Source organism: Kitasatospora sp. NBC_00458, assembly GCF_036013975.1.
In the GTDB taxonomy this organism is placed as follows: domain Bacteria; phylum Actinomycetota; class Actinomycetes; order Streptomycetales; family Streptomycetaceae; genus Kitasatospora.
The window spans coordinates 497,909-517,238 of record NZ_CP107904.1 but is presented as its reverse complement, the minus strand read 5'-3'; the positions used below and the strand labels follow the sequence as shown (position 1 = coordinate 517,238).

At 74.4% G+C, this 19,330-nt stretch carries 7 protein-coding genes; all 7 read left to right on the top strand.

Features of this window, described 5'->3' with window-relative positions; translation table 11 throughout:
* Nucleotides 1-170 precede the first annotated feature (170 nt).
* The 7 genes from OG550_RS02160 (at nt 171) to OG550_RS02130 (ending at nt 19,237) form a co-directional block, all read left to right on the top strand.
* Nucleotides 171-1,229, top strand: coding sequence for a FecCD family ABC transporter permease (locus tag OG550_RS02160; protein ID WP_327673872.1), 1,059 nt, complete (start codon nt 171-173; stop codon nt 1,227-1,229).
* On the top strand, nt 1,226-2,287 hold the full coding sequence (locus OG550_RS02155) for a FecCD family ABC transporter permease (protein ID WP_327673870.1): 1,062 nt from the start codon (nt 1,226-1,228) through the stop codon (nt 2,285-2,287). Before OG550_RS02160 ends, OG550_RS02155 begins: the two co-directional genes overlap by 4 nt.
* Before the next feature lie 40 nt (nt 2,288-2,327).
* Nucleotides 2,328-3,260 (top strand): ABC transporter ATP-binding protein, encoded by a 933-nt coding sequence (locus OG550_RS02150; protein WP_327673868.1) that lies wholly within the window; start codon nt 2,328-2,330, stop codon nt 3,258-3,260.
* A gap of 86 nt (nt 3,261-3,346) precedes the next feature.
* On the top strand, nt 3,347-4,402 hold the full coding sequence (locus tag OG550_RS02145; protein ID WP_327673867.1) for an iron-siderophore ABC transporter substrate-binding protein: 1,056 nt from the start codon (nt 3,347-3,349) through the stop codon (nt 4,400-4,402).
* Nucleotides 4,403-4,509: 107 nt separating this feature from the next.
* Nucleotides 4,510-6,417: an ABC transporter ATP-binding protein gene (locus tag OG550_RS02140; protein ID WP_327673865.1), complete on the top strand. Its 1,908-nt coding sequence runs from the start codon at nt 4,510-4,512 to the stop codon at nt 6,415-6,417.
* Between the two features lie 42 nt (nt 6,418-6,459).
* A complete protein-coding gene (locus OG550_RS02135) occupies nt 6,460-17,547 on the top strand; it encodes a non-ribosomal peptide synthetase (RefSeq protein ID WP_327673863.1) in 11,088 nt (3,695 codons plus the stop codon).
* On the top strand, nt 17,534-19,237 hold the full coding sequence (locus OG550_RS02130) for an ABC transporter ATP-binding protein (RefSeq protein ID WP_327673861.1): 1,704 nt from the start codon (nt 17,534-17,536) through the stop codon (nt 19,235-19,237). Before OG550_RS02135 ends, OG550_RS02130 begins: the two co-directional genes overlap by 14 nt.
* The last annotated feature ends 93 nt before the right edge of the window (nt 19,238-19,330 follow it).

Sequence of the window (19,330 nt, the reverse complement as noted above, 5' to 3'; positions counted from 1 at the left end):
ACACGAGAAGCACCACCGCACCACGCACCACGCGCCACGCAGTACGCAGTACGCATGAGAGAGGAACGTCCGTGCCACCTGGTACCCGCCGCCGCGCCGGCGGCCCGCCCGACGGCGAGTACGGGACGGCCGGGCGGCCCGACGTCCGCGCCGGGATAGCCTACGTCGCCATGGGCACGATTTCAGTGGAGCGCCCGGCGCGGTCCGAGGTGGCGGCGGCCCGTCGGCGGCGGATCGTCGGTCTGGGCGCGGTCGCTGCGGTCCTGGTCGTCGCCGCGGTGGTCTCGGTCGCCGTCGGTGCCCGCGCGTTGAGTCCCGCCGAGGTCTGGCACGGGCTGTTCGCGGGGCCGGACCCCGACCAGAGGAGCACGGAGATCAGGCTCATCGTGCAGACCGTGCGGGTGCCCCGGACGGTGCTCGCGATCGTGGCGGGCATCGCGCTGGGCGTCGGCGGGGCGCTGATCCAGGGGTTCACCCGCAACCCCATCGCGGACACCGGCCTGTTGGGGGTGAACACCGGCGCCTCGTTCGCGGTGGTGTCGGCGATCTCCCTGTTCGGGTTCACCGACCCGTTCCAGTACGTCTGGTTCGCCTTCCTGGGGGCCGCGCTCGCGGGGGTGGTCGTGTTCGGACTGTCGAGCATCGGCCGGGGCGCGGGCAATCCGCTGACGCTCGCCCTGGCGGGGCAGGGGGTGGCGGTGTTCCTCGCGGCGATGACGACGGCGATCGCGCTGTCTGACAAGGCGGCGCTGAACGCGCTGCGGTTCTGGAACGCCGGCTCGGTGGCGGGTGTCCCGTTCCGGGTCATCTGGCCGGTGACCGCCTTCATCGCGGTCGGGCTGGTGCTGGCCCTGGTCACCCTGCCCTCCGTCAACCTGCTCAACCTGGGTGACGACGTGGCACGGGGCCTGGGGGTGAACATCGCGCTGATTCGGACGGTCGGCATCGTCGCCATCACGCTCATGGCGGGTGCGGCGACGGCGGCGTGCGGTCCCGTCGCGTTCCTCGGACTCATGGTCGCGCACGTGGCCCGGTACCTCGCGGGGCCCGACTACCGCTGGCTGGTGCCGTACGCGGGTCTCCTCGGCGCGGTCGTCCTGCTGGTCTGCGACATCGTGGGGCGCGTGGTGGTGCGGCCGGGCGAGCTGGACGTGGGCGTCCTCGTCGCCCTGCTCGGCGCCCCGTTCTTCGCGGGTCTGGTGTGGCGAGGGAAGTTCAAGAGCGCATGAACGTGACCGTGGTGAAGCGGGTGGCGGCGCCGGGCGTGAGGTTCGGCGGCCTGTCCTTCGTGTGGCGGCCCAGGATCGTGCTGGTCACGCTGCTGCTCCTGGCGGCGGCCTTCCTGCTGTTCTGCCTGTCCATCGGGGTGGGGGACTTCCCCATCGGCCTGCCGCAGGTGGTGGCGACGCTCTTCGGCGCCGGTGAGCGGGTCGACGAGTTCGTGATCATGGACCTGCGGATGCCGCGGGCGCTGGCCGGTCTCGTCGTGGGGACCGCCCTGGGGGTGTCCGGGGCGCTCACCCAGTCCATCGCCCGCAATCCGCTGGCGAGCCCGGACATCCTCGGGATCACCGGGGGCGCCAGCGCGGTGACGGTGTTCCTGGTGACGGTGTCGGGCGGGTCGGCCGCCGCGGTCGTGAGCTCGGTGGGCCTCTCGGGGGCGGCGCTCGCGGGCGGTCTCGGTACGGGGCTGCTGGTGTACTTCCTGGCGTGGCGGCGGGGGGTCGACGGGTTCCGGCTCATCCTCATCGGCATCTCGGTGAGCGCCGTGATGGAGGCGGTCACGACCTGGCTGCTGGCCACGGCCGACATCAGGGACGTGGCCCGGGCCCAGGCGTGGCTGGTCGGCTCGCTGGACAACCGTTCGTGGGACGAGGTGTGGGTGGCGCTCTGGGGCACGCTGGCCGTCCTGGCCGTGGTGGCCTGCGTCGCCTTCCAGTTCAAGCCGCTGCACTTCGGCGACGACGTGGCCGCGGGGCTGGGGGTCCGGTACGCGCTGGTGCGGGCGGTGCTGCTGCTGTGCGCGGTGCTCCTGGCCGGCTTCGCGGTGAGCGCGGCGGGGCCGGTGCCGTTCGTCGCCATGGTGGCGCCTCAGGTGGCGATGCGTCTGACGAGGTACCCGACACCGCCCGTGGTGGCCTCCGGCGCGGTGGGCGCGCTGCTGCTGATCGGCTCGGACCTGGTCGCCCGGACGGCGCTGCCGGTCACCCTGCCGGTGGGCGTGGTCACCGCCGCGATCGGCGGTCCCTTCCTCGTCTACCTCCTGGTGCGGGCGAATCGCCGCTAGATGGTAGAAAGGTTAGGCAAGCCTAAATAGAGGGAGCCCTATGGTCGCTGAGCACATCGTCGGAACCGAGGCGGAGATCGGCTCCGGGGCCGGGGCGGAGCCCGGGCCCGCGCCCGGGACCGTATCCGGGGCGGGGTCCGGAGCCGGTGGCGTCCCGCGGCTCGCGGCCAGGGGCGTCACGGTCGGGTACGGCGACCGGACGGTCATCGACGCACTGGACGTCACGATCCCTCCGGGGGTGGTGACCACGATCATCGGCCCCAACGGGTGCGGGAAGTCCACCCTGCTGCGGACCCTGTCGCGGCTGCTCAAGCCGACCCGGGGGGCGGTGGTGCTGGACGGCGACGACATCGCCAAGCTGAGGACCAGGGACGTCGCGAAGAAGCTCGGCCTGCTGCCGCAGTCGCCGGTCGCCCCGGAGGGCCTGACCGTCGCCGACCTGGTGGCCCGGGGCCGGCATCCGCACCAGAGCTGGCTGCGGCAGTGGTCCTCCGACGACGCCTCGGTGGTGGAGCACGCGCTGGCCATGACCGGGGTGTCCGACCTGGCCGACCGGCCCGTGGACGCGCTCTCCGGGGGCCAGCGGCAGCGCGTGTGGATCTCGATGACGCTTGCTCAGGGCACCGATCTGCTGCTGCTCGACGAGCCCACCACCTATCTGGACCTGGCGCACGCGATCGACGTGCTCGACCTGGTGGACGACCTGCACGAGTCGGGGTGCACCGTGGTCATGGTGCTGCACGACCTCAACCTGGCGGCCCGTTACAGCGACAACCTGATCGTGATGAAGGCGGGTTCGGTCCTGGCGCAGGGTCATCCGCGCGACGTGGTGACCCCGGAGCTGCTGCTGGAGGCGTTCGGCCTGCGCGCCGAGGTGATCGACGACCCGGTGGGCGACCGGCCGCTCGTCGTGCCGATAGGCCGGACCCATGTCCGGGGCGGAAAGGGACGGCAGGTCAGTCCTGCAACTTAGGCTAGGCTTACCTCATTGCCCCAAGGTAAGGTTGCCTGCCCTAATGCGGGGCGGCGGCAGTGTGGCGCGACAGCAAGGGATCCCGGATGCTCCTCGATCGAATGACACGCACAAAGCCCTGGCGGCGGCTGGCGGCGGCGGTGTCCGTCGCGGCCCTCGGCGCAGGCCTCCTCGCGGGGTGCGGCTCCGACTCGGCGGCCAAGGGCGGGAGCGACGCCGCCGGTGCCCCGGCCGCCTCCGGTGCGTTCCCGGTCACCGTCGAGCACGCGTTCGGAACCACCAAGGTGGACAAGGCCCCCAAGCGGGTCGTGTCCGTCGGCTACACCGACGACCAGACCATCCTCGCGTTCGGCGTCAAGCCGGTCGGCATGGTCGACCAGTACCCGAACCCGGCGGGCCAGAGCCCCGACATCAACACGCAGTGGCCCTGGGTGAAGGACAAGTGGGGCGACGCCCGTCCCGAGGTCGTGCTGAACAACGGCGACGCCGGCCCCAACTTCGAGAAGATCGCCGCCCTGCGGCCCGACCTGATCATCGCGGTCTACTCCGAGATCGACCAGGCCGCCTACGACAAGCTCTCCAAGATCGCGCCGACGGTCGGCCGCACGAAGGCCGAGAAGGAGCCGTTCAGCGCTCCGTGGCAGGACAACGCCCTCCACATCGCCAAGGCGCTGGGCAAGGCCGACGAGGGCAAGCAGCTGGTCCAGGGCATCCAGGACAAGCTCGCCGCGGTCAAGACGGCTCACCCGGAGTTCGCCGGCCAGACCGCCGTCGCGCTCTCCTGGTACAAGGACTCGGTCACGCCCTTCACCACCACCGACGTGCGCGGGCAGCTCCTCACCGGGATGGGCTTCAAGGGCCAGACCGAGATCGACAGGATCGCGGGGAGCGGGTTCTCCACGCAGCTCTCCCCGGAGCGCATGGACCTCGTCGACGTCGACCGCGTCTTCGTCATCAACGACAAGGCCGACACGGACGCGCTGAAGAAGTTCGACCTCTTCACCAACCTGAAGGTGTCGAAGGCCGGCAAGGTGTCGTACCTGCTGGACAGTGAGGGTCCGGCGGTCGGGGCGGCGATGTCGCAGGCGACCCTGCTCTCCCTGCCGTTCGCCATCGACGAGCTCGTCAAGTCGGTCGGCTAGGGGCCGTTCCCAGGGGCCCTGCCGGATCCGGGCGGGGGCCGGGAGACGGGCCCGGGTCCGCTTCCCCGGATCACGCCGCGCACTGATCCGAAAGAGAGGACCCAGGTGTGAGCACCACGGAGACACGCGTCGCCCCGGCCGCCCTGCGCACGACGAGCGGCCGCGAGGCGGCCCGCTGGGTCGCGGCCCACTGCCGCGCCACGCCGTGGCTGACGGCGGCCACCGTGGTCAGCACGGTGGCCGGGGCGGCGCTCCAGATGCTCCCGGTGCTCCTGCTCGGCCGCGTGGTCGACGGCGTGGCCGGGGGCGAGCCGCGTTCGGCCCTGGTCTCCGTCGGCGCGCTGATGGTGGTCGCCGCACTGCTCGGTGCGGCGGCCACCGCGCTGTCGACCTACCTGATCGGGCGTCTGGGCGCCGACCTGCTCGCGCACCTGCGCGAGGGCGCCGTCCGGGCCGTGCTGGGCATGCCGGTCGCCCGGGTCGAACAGGTGGGCCGCGGCGACGTCCTGTCCCGGGTCGGCGACGACGTCGCCCTCCTGTCCAGGGGCATCCGCTCGGCCATCCCCACGGTGTTCTCCGCCGGCGTGCTGGTGGCCGTCGCCACCATCGGCATGTTCGGGCTCGACTGGCGGCTCGGCCTGGCGGGGGCGTGCGCGCTGCCCGCGTACGCCCTGGCGCTGCGCTGGTACCTTCCCCGGTCCGCGCCGCTCTACCGGAAGCAGCGGGCCGCCCAGGCCGACCGCGCGCAGGCACTGATCAGCGGTCTGAACGGCATCGAGACGGTGCGGGCCTACCGCCTGGAGGAGAAGTTCCGCGGCCGGGTCGCCGACGACTCGCAGCGGGTGCGGGACTACGGCATCGAGGTGTTCCGCTTCTTCGGCCGGTTCGTCGGCAGGGAGAACCGCGCGGAGTTCATCGGCCTGGTCCTGATCCTCGTGGTGGGCTACGCCCTGCTGGAGACCGGCTCCGCCAGCCTCGGTGACGTGTCGGCGGCCCCGCTGGTGTTCCACCGCCTGTTCACGCCGCTGGGCGCCATCATGTTCACCTTCGACGAGGCGCAGAAGTCGGGCGCGAGCCTGACCCGGCTGGTCGGGGTGCTGACGGAGTCCACGGCGGAGCGGCTGGTGGGCGACCCGACCGCCACGGCGCCGGACGGCACGCGGCCGGACGGTACGGCGCAGGACGGCACGGCGCAGGACGGCACCGCGCCGACCACCACCGCGCAGACCACCACCGCGCCGACCGCCGCACGGCGGGACGGTACGGCGTACCCGGTGACGGTGGAGGGGCTGACGTTCACCTACCCGGGTGCGGAGGAGCCGGTCCTGCGGGACGTCAGCCTGGTGATCCCGGCGGGGGGTTCGCTGGCCCTGGTGGGCGCGACGGGCGCCGGCAAGACGACCCTGGCCGCGCTCGTCGCGGGCATCGAGTCCCCGCAGTCCGGCTCGGTGCGCGTCGGACCGGCCGACCTCGCCGATCTGGACGAGGTCGGGGCGAGGGCGCTGGTGAGCTTCCTGACCCAGGAGACGCACGTGTTCTCCGGGCCGCTCGCCGACGACCTGCGGCTGGCCGCGCCGGGGGCCACCGACGCCGAATTGGCGGCCGCGCTGCGCACGGTGGGCGCCGGGGAGTGGGTCGAGGCGCTGCCCGACGGGCTGTACACGGCGGTCGGCGAGGGCGGTGAGCGGCTGGACGGCACCAAGGTCGCCCATGTCGCCCTGGCCCGGCTGGTGCTGGGCCGGGCGCCGGTGGTGGTGCTCGACGAGTCGACCGCGGAGGCGGGCAGCGAGGGCGCCGCCGAGCTGGAGCGGGCCGTCCAGGCCGCCTGCGCCGGTCGGACCACGCTGTTCGTGGCCCACCGGCTGACCCAGGCGATGGCGGCCGACCGGATCGCCGTGCTGGACGCGGGGCGCGTCGTGGAGCAGGGCACGCACGGGGAGTTGGTGGCCCTGGGCGGCCGCTACGCGCGGCTCTGGCGGGCCTGGAGAGGCGAGGACCGGGGAAGCATCACTTAGGTCAGGCTCGCCTTAGTTCCCTGAAAGGATGTCGAGTCTTCGATGACGGAACCGAGCGCTCGTCCCCTGCAGTTGTCCCCCGCGCGCCTCGCCGGTGTACGCCGCCGCTCCGGCGGCTTCTCCGACCGGACCATCGCCGAGTCGTGCGCCGTCGGACTGTCGTACTGGGCGACCGGCCGGAGCCCGGACGGCCTCGACCTCCTCCCCGCCACCCGCTTCGCCGACGTCCTCGCCTGGGTCGACGGGGGCGGCGGCGCGCCGAAGGGCTGGCAGGTCGGCGCGGCCGCCCCGGACGGGCTGCGCATCACCGCCCCCGAAGGCCTGCTGCCCGCCGGGGCGCAACGCGCGCTGGACGACCTGGCGGACTTCCCGGACCGGCCCGTCGGCACCATCGGCCCGTCCGACGTGGCGGACCGGCTCAGGACCCTGGCCGAGTGGAACGACACCGGGGCGGACCGGATCCGGCCGACCGTCGTGGAGCTGTTCCGCGAACAGGCCCGGCTCAGGCCGGACGCGGTCGCCGTCGTCGACGAACACCGGTCGCTGACCTACCGCGAGACGGCGGAGCTGTCGTCCCAGCTGGCCCACCACCTGATCGCACGCGGGCTCACCGCCGAGCAGGTCGTCGGCGTCTCACTGGCCCGCTCGGCCGACCTGGTGGTCGGCCTGCTCGGCGTGCTCCAGGCCGGCTGCGCGTTCGTGCCGCTCGACCCGCAGTGGCCCGCCGAGCGCCGCGCCGTCGTCGTCGAGGACGCCCGGGTCGTGCTGCAGCTCAACGCCACCGGTCGGCACGACCCCGCCGAACCGCCCGCCGCCGCCGTCGACCTCGGCGACTGGGCGTACGGTGCCCACCCCGTCGAGGACACCGGGGTCACCGTGCACGGCGACTCCCTCGCCTACGTGATCTTCACCTCCGGCTCGACCGGCCGGCCCAAGGGCGCGATGATCCGTCACGAGGCGATCAGCGAGCGCCTGCTGTGGCAGGTGGACGAGGTCCTGGGCTTCGGCCACGACGACGCCTCGCTCTTCAAAGCGCCGCTGTCCTTCGACATATCCGTCAACGAGGTCTTCCTGCCGCTGGTCTGCGGCGCCCGGCTGGTGGTCCTGCGGCCGGGCGGCGAGCGCGACCCGCACCACATGCTGGGCGTGATCGCCGAGCAGCGCGTCACCTTCACCTACCTGGTGTCGTCCATGCTGGACGTCCTGCTGGAGATCGCCGGCGACTCCGCGCGGCTCGACAGCCTGCGGCACGTCTGGTGCGGCGGCGAGGTGCTCACCCCGGAGTTGTACGAGCGGTTCCGCAGTCGGCTCGGCATCCCGATGTACCACGGCTACGGACCGGCCGAGACCACCATCGGCGTCTCCCACGTCGTCTACCGGGGCGAGGCGGAACGCCTGTCGACCTCGATCGGCCGGGCCAACCCCAACACCCAGCTGTACGTCCTGGACGACGAGCTGCGCCCCGTCCCGGTCGGGGTCGGCGGCGAACTCTACGTGGGCGGCCTGCTGCTGGGCCGCGGGTACGCGGGCGCGCCCGCCCTGACCGCCTCCCGGTTCGTCGCCAACCCCTTCGCCCGCGACGGGTCGCGGCTGTACCGCACCGGCGACCTCGCCCGGTTCGTCCCGGACGGATCGCTGGACTTCCTGGGCCGGGTCGACAACCAGGTCAAGATCCGCGGCATGAGGCTCGAACTGGAGGACGTCGAGGCCGGTCTCGCCGAGCACCCCGGGGTCCGGCACACCTGCGTCGTCGCGAGGACCAACAGCGCGGGCGGCACCTACCTGGTCGGGTACGTGATCCCGGCCGCCGGCGGGGACCTGCGGGCCGACGAGGTCAGGGCCTGGGCCGCCGGGCACATGGTGGAGTACATGGTGCCCGCCCACGTCGTCGTGCTGCGGGAGTTCCCGCTGACGGCGAACGGCAAGCTGGACCGGCGCGCCCTGCCCGAGCCCGAGATCGTGACGGTCCCGTCCGTGCGGCCCTCCACCGAGGAGGAGCGGGCCGTGTGCGCGGCCGCCGCGGCGGTGCTGCGACTGGAGGAGGTCGGCGTCGACCAGGACTTCTTCCAGCTCGGCGGCGACAGCATCCTCGCGATCTCGCTGCTGAGCGCGCTGCGCGAGGCGGGCCTCCACGTGACCGCGGGGCAGGTCTTCGCCAACAGCGTGCTGGGGGCACTGGCGGCGGTGGCGGGCCGCGACGGCGTGGCGCGGGCCGACCGCGACGACGTCGCCACCGGCCCCGTCACCGGGTCGCCCGTCCTCCGGTGGCTCGGCGAGACCACGGACGCCGTCGACGGCTTCGTCCAGTCGGTCGTGCTGAACACCCCGGCCGGGCTCACCGCCGACACCCTCGACGCCGTGCTCACCGCCGTGGTGGCCCGGCACGACATGCTGCGCGCCCGGCTGGTCCGCGGCGACCGCTGGGGCTTCGACGTGCCGGAGGACGACGGGACGGCGGCCGGCTGGCAGGAGAGCGACCGGCCGCTCGACGAGTGCGTGGCCCTCGCCACCGGGGCGCTGGACCCGGACGGCGGCGTGATGCTGCGGGCCGTCTGGCGCCGCGGGGCGCGCCAACTGGTCGTCGTCGTCCACCACGTGGTGATCGACGGGGTGTCGTGGCGCGTCCTGATGGAGGACCTGGCCACCGCGTGGCGCCAGTGCTCCGCGGGCGCGGCGATCGACCTGCCCGCGGTGGGCACGTCGTTCCGGCGCTGGACGCAGCTGCTGGAGGGCGCGGCGTTCGACGCGGACCGCGCCTGCTACCGACGCCCCCTGCCGGGACCGGACGCGCCGCTGGGCCGGCGGGCGCTGTCCGCGGCCGACACGGTCGAGCGGGAGCGGCACCGGACCTTCACGGTCGGCCCCGGCCCCACGGCCGCGCTGCTGGGCGAGGTCCCGGCGAGGTTCCACGCGCGCGTCAACGACGTGCTGCTGACCGCGCTCGCCGTCGCCCTCGCCCGCCGCCGCCGCGACCACGGCCAGGACCAGACCTTCGCGCACATCGAGCTGGAGGGCCACGGACGCGAGGGGCGCCACGTGGCGGGCGCCACCGGCACCGAGCCGGACCTCTCACGGACCGTCGGCTGGTTCACCACCCTCTTCCCGGTGACCGTCGACCCGGGCGACCCGGGCGACCCGGGTGCCGCAGGTGTCGCAGGTGTCGCAGGTGTCGCGGGTGTCGCGGGTGTCGCGGGCGACCCGGGTGCCACGGGCGCGGCGGTCGACTTCACCGACCCCGGGTACCTCGCCGCCGCGCTCAAGGCCGTCAAGGAGGACCTCGCCCGCGTCCCGGGCAACGGCGTCTCCTACGGCGCCCTGCGGTACCTGGCCGGCTCCCCGCCCACCGCCCCCGCACCGCAGGTCCTGTTCAACTACCTGGGCCGCTTCGACGCGGGCGCCTCCGGGGACTGGCGGCTCGCCGGGACCACCGGGCAGCTGGGCGAGCGGCGCGACCCCGGGATGCGCCTGCCGCGCGTCCTGGAGTTCAACGCGATCGCCGAACCCGCCGCCGGCGGCGGGTACGAGCTGGCCACCACCGTCTCCTGGCCTGACGGGGTGCTGGAGGACGAGGACGTCGAGGCGCTCGGCGGCTACTTCCTGGACGCCCTCGCCGGGCTCGCCGCACTCGACCGTGGCGGCCACTCGCCGAGCGACTTCCCGCTGGCGCGGCTGACCCAGGCCGACGTCGACGCCCTGGACGGCCCCGACCTGCGGGACGTTCTGCCGCTGACCCCGCTCCAGGAGGGGCTGTACTTCCACTCGGTCTTCGACGACGACTCCGCGGGCAGCTACGTCGAACAGCAGGTGCTGACGCTGGAGGGCGAGCCCGACGCCGACCGGCTCGCGGCGGCGGCGACCCGGCTGCTCACCCTGTACCCGAACCTGGCCGCCCGGTGCGCGGCCCTCGCCGACGGCCGGATCGTCGCCGTCCTGGAGAGCGGCACGCGGGCGCCGTTCACCACGGTCGACCGGCCCGGCGTCACCGACGAGGAGATCCGCGAGCACGCCGAGCGGGACCGCCGGGCCGGGTTCGACCTGGCCACCGGCCCGCTCATGCGGTTCACGCTGTTCCGCGACCCGGAGGCCGGCCGGAACGTCCTGGTGCAGACCGTGCACCACATCATCGCCGACGGCTGGTCGGTGCCGCCGATGCTGCGCGCGCTGCTCGCCGAGTACCACGCGCCGGGGACCGGGTACCCGGCGGGCGGCTTCCCCGACTACGTCGGCTGGCTCGCCGGGCGCGACACCGACGAGAGCGACCGCGTGTGGGACGCCGAGCTCGCCGGACTCCCCGGCCCCTCGCTGGTGGCCGGGGAGCACACCCCGTCCGGCCGGTTCGCCGACACCTCCGTGGAGCCGGGCGGCGACCTCGACGCGGCCGCCCGGGCGGCCGGTGTGACGCTGAGCGTGGCCGTGCACAGCGCCTGGGCGCTGACCCTGGGCGGCATCCTGCGGACCGGGGACTCCGGGGACGTGGTGTTCGGCTCGACCGTCTCCGGCCGCGACGCGGACGTGCCCGGCATCGCGGACATGGTCGGCCTGTTCATCAACACCGTTCCGCTGCGGGCCCGGTGGACCGCCGGCAGCACCGCGCGCGAACTGCTGTCCTCGGTGCGCGCACACCAGGGCGCGGTCCTGCCGCACCAGCACGTCTCGCTGGCCCGGATCGGCCGCCGGGCCGGATTCGGCACCCTCTTCGACACCCTGGTGGTGTTCGACGTCGCGACCGACGTCGCCGCCCTGCGCAGGCCCGGCGACACGCTCGCCGTCACCGGCATCGTCAACGAGGGCGCCCCGCACTACCCGCTGACCCTGGTCGCGGAGCGCACCCTCGACGGGAGCCCGCGCTTCACCCTGATCCACGACGCCGGCCTGCTGCGGGAGGCCGGGGCCCAGGACCTCCTGCGCCGGTTCACGCGCACCCTCACCGGCCTGCTCACCCGGCCGGACGCCCCGGTCGGCGAGCTGGTGGCGGAGGGGAGCCGGAGCCCGGCGCGGATCACCCCCGCCACCCTGGGCGGCCTTTTCGACGCCGCGGCGGAGCGGGACCCGGCCGCCACCGCCGTCACCCAGTGCGCTCTCGACGGCACCACGCGGTCGCTGACCTACGGTGAACTGGCCCGGGCCAAAGACGAGTTGGCGGCCACCCTGCGCGCGGCCGGAGTCCGCCCGGGCCGACTGGTGGCCGTCGCCGTCCCGCGCACCGTCGAGCAGGTCGTCGCCCTGGTCGCGGTCGTCAGCGCGGGCGGGGCGTACGTACCGCTGGACACCGCCTACCCGGACGACCGGCTGGAGTACGTCCTCGCCGACGCCGCGCCGCAGGTCGTCCTCGTCGGCCCGGGGCAGCGGGAGCGCTTCACGGCGCTGCTGGACCGCGCCGGGGTCCGGGCCCGCGTCCTCGTGCAGGGCGAAGCACCGCCGCAGGACGCCGCGCAGGACGCCGCGCAGGCCGCCGGGCAGGCCGCCGTACCCGCCGCGGACTGGCACGACCCCGCGTACGTGATCTACACCTCCGGCTCGACCGGCAGGCCCAAGGGCGTGGTCGTCCCGCACTCCGGCGTGGTGGCGCTGCTCGCCAACACCCGGCCGGAGATGGACTTCGGCCCGTCCGACGTGTGGGTCCAGTTCCACTCCTACTCCTTCGACTTCGCGGTCTGGGAGCTGTGGGGCGCGCTGGTGCACGGCGGCGAACTGCTCGTCCCGGACTACGGACTGACCCGCTCGCCGGTGGACTTCCACCGGCTGGTCCGCGAGCGCGGGGTGACCGTGCTCAACCAGACCCCGTCGGCCTTCCACCGGTTCGCCGAGGCCGACCGGCACGCCGGCGCACCCCTCACCGCCCTGCGCCGCGTCATCTTCGGCGGCGAGGCGCTGGACCTCGGGCGGCTGCGCGGCTGGGTCGAGCGGCACGGCACCGCCTCGCCCGAGCTGGTCAACATGTACGGCATCACCGAGACCACCGTCCACGTGACCCACCGGGTGCTGGACGACGACGACTTCGCCCCCGGCCGCGACCTCGCCGGCGGCGCCAGCCCCGTCGGCCGCCCCGTCCCCGGCCTGGTCGCCCACCTGCTGGACGAACGGCTGCGGCCGGTGCCGCCGGGCCGGGTGGGGGCCATCTACGTGGCCGGCGACCAGGTGTCCCTCGGCTACCTGGGCCGGCCCGGCCTCACCGCGGGCCGGTTCGTGGCGAACCCGTTCGGCGCGCCCGGCGAGCGGATGTACCACACCGGCGACCTCGCCCGCCGCGGCCTCGACGGCGGCCTGGAGTTCACCGGCCGGGCCGACGACCAGGTCCAGCTCAAGGGCTTCCGCATCGAGCCCGGCGAGGTCGAGTCCGCGCTCCGGGAGCTCGAAGGCGTGGTCGACGCCGCCGTGACCGTCGCGGACACCGGCGACCACCTGGTCGCCCACCTCGTGGGCCGGGTGTCCGGCGACCCCGCCGCCCTCCTCGCCGCGAAGCTGCCCGCGCACATGGTGCCGGGCCGGTTCCTGAGCGTGGACGCCCTGCCGCTGACCGTCAACGGCAAGCTGGACCGCAGGGCCCTGATCGCCCGCGCCGCACAGGACGACACCCCGGCGGCCGTCACCGGCACCGCGCTGTCCTCGCTCGTCGGCATCTTCGCCGACACCCTGAACGACCCCGGCACGCACGCCGACACCGACTTCTTCGTCGGCGGCGGCGACAGCATCGTCGCCATCACCGTGGTCAACCGGGCCAGGGCGCTCGGCCTGCGGATCGCACCCCGCGACGTGTTCCTGCGCCGGACGCCGCGAGCCCTCGCCGAACTCGTCGCCACCCGTGCGCCGCAGCCCCCGCAGTCCGCCCCCGCCCCCGCGCGGCGCGCGGACGGCCCCGTCCCGCCCACCCCGATCATGCTGCGCCGGCGGGAACTGGGCGGCTCCCTCGCCCGGTTCGCCCAGGCGCGGACGCTGGAGCCGCCCGCGGGCACCACCCCCGCCGACGTCGAGCGCGCCGCGACCGCGCTGCTGGCCGCCCACCCGGCCCTGCGGATGCGGCTGGACACCGGGCACGGGGTGTGGACCCTGCGGACCGGACCCGCCCGCGCGGCCGCCGTCGTCACCGCGGACACGGCCGACCCCTCGGCCGCCGCCGACGAGGCCGCCGGCCGGCTCGACCCCGGGACCGGGGACCTCGTCGCGTTCACCCGCCTCGCCGCGACCGGCACCCTGGTGATCACCGTGCACCACCTCGCCGTCGACGCGGTGTCCTGGCTGATCCTGCTCGACGACCTGGCGGCCGCCCTGCGCGGGGAGCCCCTCGCACCGGCCACCACCTCCTACGCCGAGTACGCCGAGGCCCTCACCCTGCGGGCCGCCACCGCCACCGCCACCGCCACCGCCACCGCCACCGAGACCGAGACCGAGACCGTCACCGGCGACCTCGGACACTGGGCCGACACCCTCCAGGCGCCCCCGCTGCTGCCCGCGCCCGGCGCGCTGCGCGACACCACCGCGGTCCTCGCGCCCGCCACCAGCGACCGGGTGACGCGCACCGCGCCCGCCGCGCTCGGCGTCGCGCTGACCGAGCTGCTCTGCGGAGCCCTGCGCACCGCCCTGACCGAGGTGCAGGCCGTACCCACCGATCTCGCGGTCGACCTGGAACGGCACGGCCGGGTCCCGGCGGCGGAGCACCACGACTACACCCGCACGGTCGGCTGGTTCACCGCGATCGCGCCCGTCCGGCTCACCGCGCACACCGACCCCGTCGCGGCGGCCCGCGAACTCGCCGAGCGGCAGCCCGACGAGGCCGGGCACCTCGGCTACGGCCTGCTGCGCTACCTCAACCCGCAGACGGCGCCGCTGCTGACCGGCCGCCCCCAGGTGCTGTTCAACTACCTCGGCCGGGGCGACGAGTCCCGCGCCCCGCACATCACCGGTGCCGAGCAGGGCAGCCCGTACGCGGTGGAGGTCAACGCCTGGACCGACGCGGCCACCGGCAGCCTGCACGCCGTCTTCACCCTCGCCGAGGAGATCCCCGACGCGATCACCGACCACTGGCTGCGCGCCCTGGAGGCCGTCGCCGACGCCGCCGAGGCGGCCGAACGCACGGCGCCGGTCACCCCGCTCCAGCGCGGCCTGTACTTCCAGGCCCAGCTGGCCGGTCCGGCCGGGCACTACGTCGCGCAGAGCTACTTCGCCTTCGACCGGCGGCTGGACACCGACGCGCTGGCCGAGGCCATGGCCTCGGTGACGGCCAGGCACCCCGTCGTCGGCGCGGGGTTCTCCACCGACGACGACGGCGACCCGGTCCAGGTGCTCGGGGCGGGCCGGCGGATCGGCGTCCGCACGGTCGAACTGTCCACCGACGCCGAGGTGGACGACCTGCGCGCCCGGGACCGCGCCACGGGCTTCGACCCGGCCGAGCCGCCACTGGTTCGGCTGACCGTGGTCCGGCGGCCCGACGGCCGCGACGGACTGCTCCTCAGCTACCACCTGCTGCTGTGGGACGGCTGGTCCCGCGAGATCGTGCTGCGCGACCTCTTCGCCGCGTACGAGGCCGTCCTCGCCGGCGAGCGGCCGGACACCCGCCCGGCCGCGCCCGGCTTCGAGGACCACGCCCGGGCGCTCGCCGCCAGGGACCTTGCCGCCTCGGAGCGCTTCTGGGCGGAGCACCTGGCCGGGCTCCCGGGCCCGACCCTGCTCGCCGGCCCGGCGCCGTCCCTCTCGGAGGGCCTGCCGCCGGTGCTCGTCCACACCCTCTCCGCCGAGCGGTCGGAGCGGCTGCGGGACGCGGCCAGGGCGCACGGCGTCACCCTGAACTCCGTCCTGACCGGCGCGTTCGGACTCCTCCTCGGCGCCCGCACGGGCCGCAGCGACGCGGTGTTCGGCGTGACCGTCTCCGGCCGCGAGGGCGAGGGCCTGTCCGAGGTCGTCGGCGTGCTGCTCAACACCGTGCCGATGTGGACGCGGGCCCGGCCGGGCGACTCCGTCCGGGACTACCTGTCCGCGGTCCAGGCGGCCAGGGTCGAGGCCATGGAGCACGAGCACCTCGGGCTCGGCGAGATCCAGCGGGCCGGCGGCCACGACGCCCTGTTCGACAACCTGTTCGTGCTCCAGAACTTCCTGGACCTGGACGCGTTCGCCGAGATGAACGCCCGCCACGGAATCACCGCGGTGCAGGCCGACGACTCCACCCACTACCCGTTCACCTGGGTCGTCACGCCCGGCGACCGGCTCACCGTCAAGCTGGAGCACCGCCACGGCGACGCCGCCGCGGCCCGCCGCCTCCTCGACGACTACCTGGACGTGCTGGACGGCCTCGCCGGCTCGACCGGACCGGTGGGCGCGCTTCCGGGCCTCGGACCGGTGCCCGGGCCGGCCGTCCGCACCGGCATCGGCACCGACACCGTGGTCGACCGGTTCGACCTGGCGGCCGACCGCACCCCGGAGCGGACGGCGCTCGTCTCGCACGGCACCAGCCTGACCTTCGCCGAACTCCGGGACCGCAGCCGCGCGCTGGCGGGCGTGCTCGCCGCGCGCGGCATCGGCCCCGAACGGACCGTGGGGCTCGCCGTCCCGCGGTCGCCGGACTCGATCGTGGCGCTGTTCGCCGTGCTGCGCACCGGAGCCGCGTACGTGCCGCTGGAGCTGGACCACCCGGACGAGCGGATCGCCGCGATCGTCGCGGACGCCCGCCCGGACGTGGTCCTCACCGTCGGCGCCGTGTCGCGGCGGCTGACCGGCGACCTGATCGAAGTGGACGGCCCCCTGCCGGACGCCGCGCCGTTCACCACCTTCGCGCCCGGCGACCCGCAGCGGCTGCGCCACCCCGCGTACGTGATCTACACCTCCGGCTCGACCGGGAGGCCCAAGGGCGTCGTCACCGAGTACGCGGGCCTCACCAACATGCTGGTCAACCACCGGCGCCGGATCTTCGAACCGGTGCTGGCGCAGCACGGCCACCGGACGTTCCGGATCGCCCACACCGTGTCCTTCGCCTTCGACATGTCGTGGGAGGAACTGCTCTGGCTCGCCGACGGCCACGAGGTGCACGTCTGCGACGAGGAGCTGCGCCGCGACGCGCCCGCCCTGGTCGAGTACTGCCGCGAGCACGGGATCGACGTCGTCAACGTGACCCCGACGTACGCGCAGCAGCTGGTGGCCGAGGGCCTCCTCGACGACCCGGACCGGCGCCCCGCGCTGGTCCTGCTGGGCGGCGAGGCGGTCACCCCGACCCTGTGGCGGCGGCTCGCCGGGACCTCGGGGACGGTCGGCTACAACCTGTACGGACCCACCGAGTACACCATCAACACGCTGGGCGTCGGCACCTTCGAGTGCCAGGACCCGGTGGTGGGCGTGGCCATCGACAACACCGAGGTGTACGTGCTCGACCCGTGGCTGCGGCCGCTGCCGGACGGCGTCCCCGGCGAGCTCTACGTCTCGGGCGTCGGCATCGCCCGGGGCTACCTCGGGCAGCCGGCCCGGACCGCGGAACGGTTCGTGGCGAACCCGTTCGGCGAGCCCGGCGGGCGGATGTACCGGACCGGCGACCTCGTGCTCCGGCGGCCCGACGGCAACCTGGCGTACCTCGGCCGCACCGACCAGCAGGTCAAGATCCGCGGACACCGGGTCGAACCGGGCGAGGTGGAGGCCGCGTTCACCGCGCACCCGGCGGTGCGGTTCGCCGCCGCGGTCGCCCAGCCCGACCCGCAGGCCGACGGCGCCCACCGGCTCGCCGCGTACCTCGTGCTGGACGGCGCCGAACTGGCGGCGGTCGCCGCCGAGGTGGGCGCCGGGCTGCCGGACTTCCTGCGGCCCACGCACTACGCTCAGGTCGACGGCATCCCCCTGACGGTGAACGGGAAGGCTGACACCAAGGCCCTCCCCGAGCCCAAACCCCTGGGAGCGCTGACCACTTCGGGTGAGCGCGGCCCGGAGACCGAGACCGAGGCCGTGGTCTGCGAGTACTTCGCGGAGACCCTGGACCTGGACGACGACGAGGTGAGCGCGGTGGGCGACTTCCTGTCCCTCGGGGGACACTCCATGCTGGCCGTACGCCTGGTCGGACTCCTGCGCCGGGAGTTCGGCCCCGTGATCACGATCCGCGACCTCCTCACCCTGCGAACCCCGGAAGCGATTGCCCGCCATCTCGATGACAACTCCTGACCCCCAGCGATCCCGCCGCCCGGGATCCGACATCCTGCGGACGGCCGTCCGCCGCAACACCGGCGCCATGGCCTGGGGCACCGTCCTCATGGGCCTCTACCAGGCCGGCGAGACCGCCTTCCCGATCGCGCTCGGCCTGATCGTCGAGCACACCATGCGGGAGCGGAGCCCGGGAGCGCTCGCCCTGTCGGTCGCGGCCCTGGCCGCGATCATGACGACCGTGTCGCTGTCCTGGCGCTTCGGCATGCGCATCCTGCAGAAGGCCAACACCACCGAGGCCCACCGCTGGCGGGTGCGGGTCGCGGCCTGCGGCCTCCAGCCGGTGGCCCGGGACACCGGCCTCAAGTCCGGGGAGGTGCTCACCATCGCCACCGAGGACGCCGACCAGACCGCCGACATCGTCGAGGTGGTGCCGATGCTGATCAGCTCCACGGTCGCGGTGCTGGTCGCGGCGGTCGCGCTGGGCACGGCGAACCCGTGGCTCGGGCTGCTGGTCATGGCGGGGACCGTCGCCATCCTCTCGGTCCTGAGCGTGATGTCCCGGCGGATCGGCAGCAGCACCAAGGAGCAGCAGGCCCGGGTGGCCCGCGCGGGTGCGAAGGTCGCCGACCTGATCACCGGCCTGCGCCCGCTGCACGGCTTCGGCGGCAACCACGCGGCGTTCCGGTCCTACCGGAAGGTCAGCACGGAGGCCAGGGAGCAGGCGGTCACCGTGGCCCGGGTGAACGGCGCCTACGCGGGCGCCGCGCTGGCACTGAACGCCACCCTCGCGGCCTCGGTGACCCTGACGGCCGGCTGGCTGGCCTTCGACGGGCAGATCGGCATCGGGGCGCTCGTCATGGCCGTGGGCCTGGCGCAGTTCATCATGGAGCCGCTCAGGCTCTTCTCCGACATGCCGAAGTACGTGATGACGGCGCGCGCGTCGGCGGAGCGGATGGCCCTGGTGCTGTCCGCCCCGCAGGCGGCGGCCCCGGGGCCGGAGAGCCCGGCCCCGGGCGGGGACGTGGAGGTCGACTGCGTCCGGTACGGGTCGCTGCAGGGGCTGAAGTTCCATGTCCCGGCCGGTGAGTTCACGGCGATCGCGGCCTACCAGCCGCGGGTGGCGGCCGACCTCGCCTCGGTCTTCGCGGTGTCCGTCCCGCCGGACTCCTACGGGGGAGTGGTGCGGGTCGGCGGCCGTCCGTTCGCGGAGCTGTCGGTCGAGTCGCTCCGCGAGCGGATCCTGGTCAACCCCTACGACGCGGAGATCTTCGCCGGCACGCTCCGCTCGAACATCGACCCCTCGGGGACGAGCCCGCTGGTTCCCGAGGCGGTGGAGGCGTCCATGCTGACCGATGTCGTGGCCCTGCACCGGCAGGGACTCGACTACGAGGTCCGCGACCGCGGTTCGAACCTCTCCGGGGGCCAGCGCCAGCGGCTGTCGCTGGCCCGGGCGCTGGCCGCCGACACCGACGTGCTCGTCCTGCGGGACCCGACGACGGCCGTGGACGCCGTCACCGAGCAGCTCGTCGCGCGCAACATCGCGAAGCTGAGGCGGGGCCGCACCACCGTGGTGATCACCAGCAGTCCGGCCCTGCTGGACGCCGCGGACCGGGTGCTCGTCCTGGACGGCGGCGTGGTCACGGCGGAAGGCACCCACCGGGGGCTGTTGGACACCGACCCGGCGTACGGCCTCGCGGTGACGCGGTGACGCGGTGACCTGAGGGTGCTGCGGGCCGGTGACCGGTGACCGGGGTGGCGAAGGGGGCCGGGCGGATCGCCCGGCCCCCTTCGCCCGCCCCGC

Coding starts and splice junctions, on each gene's coding strand:
- OG550_RS02160 (WP_327673872.1), top strand. CDS start 171: ATGGGCACGATTTCAGTGGAGCGCCCGGCGCGGTCCGAGGTGGCGGCG.
- OG550_RS02155 (WP_327673870.1), top strand. CDS start 1,226: ATGAACGTGACCGTGGTGAAGCGGGTGGCGGCGCCGGGCGTGAGGTTC.
- OG550_RS02150 (WP_327673868.1), top strand. CDS start 2,328: ATGGTCGCTGAGCACATCGTCGGAACCGAGGCGGAGATCGGCTCCGGG.
- OG550_RS02145 (WP_327673867.1), top strand. CDS start 3,347: ATGCTCCTCGATCGAATGACACGCACAAAGCCCTGGCGGCGGCTGGCG.
- OG550_RS02135 (WP_327673863.1), top strand. CDS start 6,460: ATGACGGAACCGAGCGCTCGTCCCCTGCAGTTGTCCCCCGCGCGCCTC.
- OG550_RS02130 (WP_327673861.1), top strand. CDS start 17,534: ATGACAACTCCTGACCCCCAGCGATCCCGCCGCCCGGGATCCGACATC.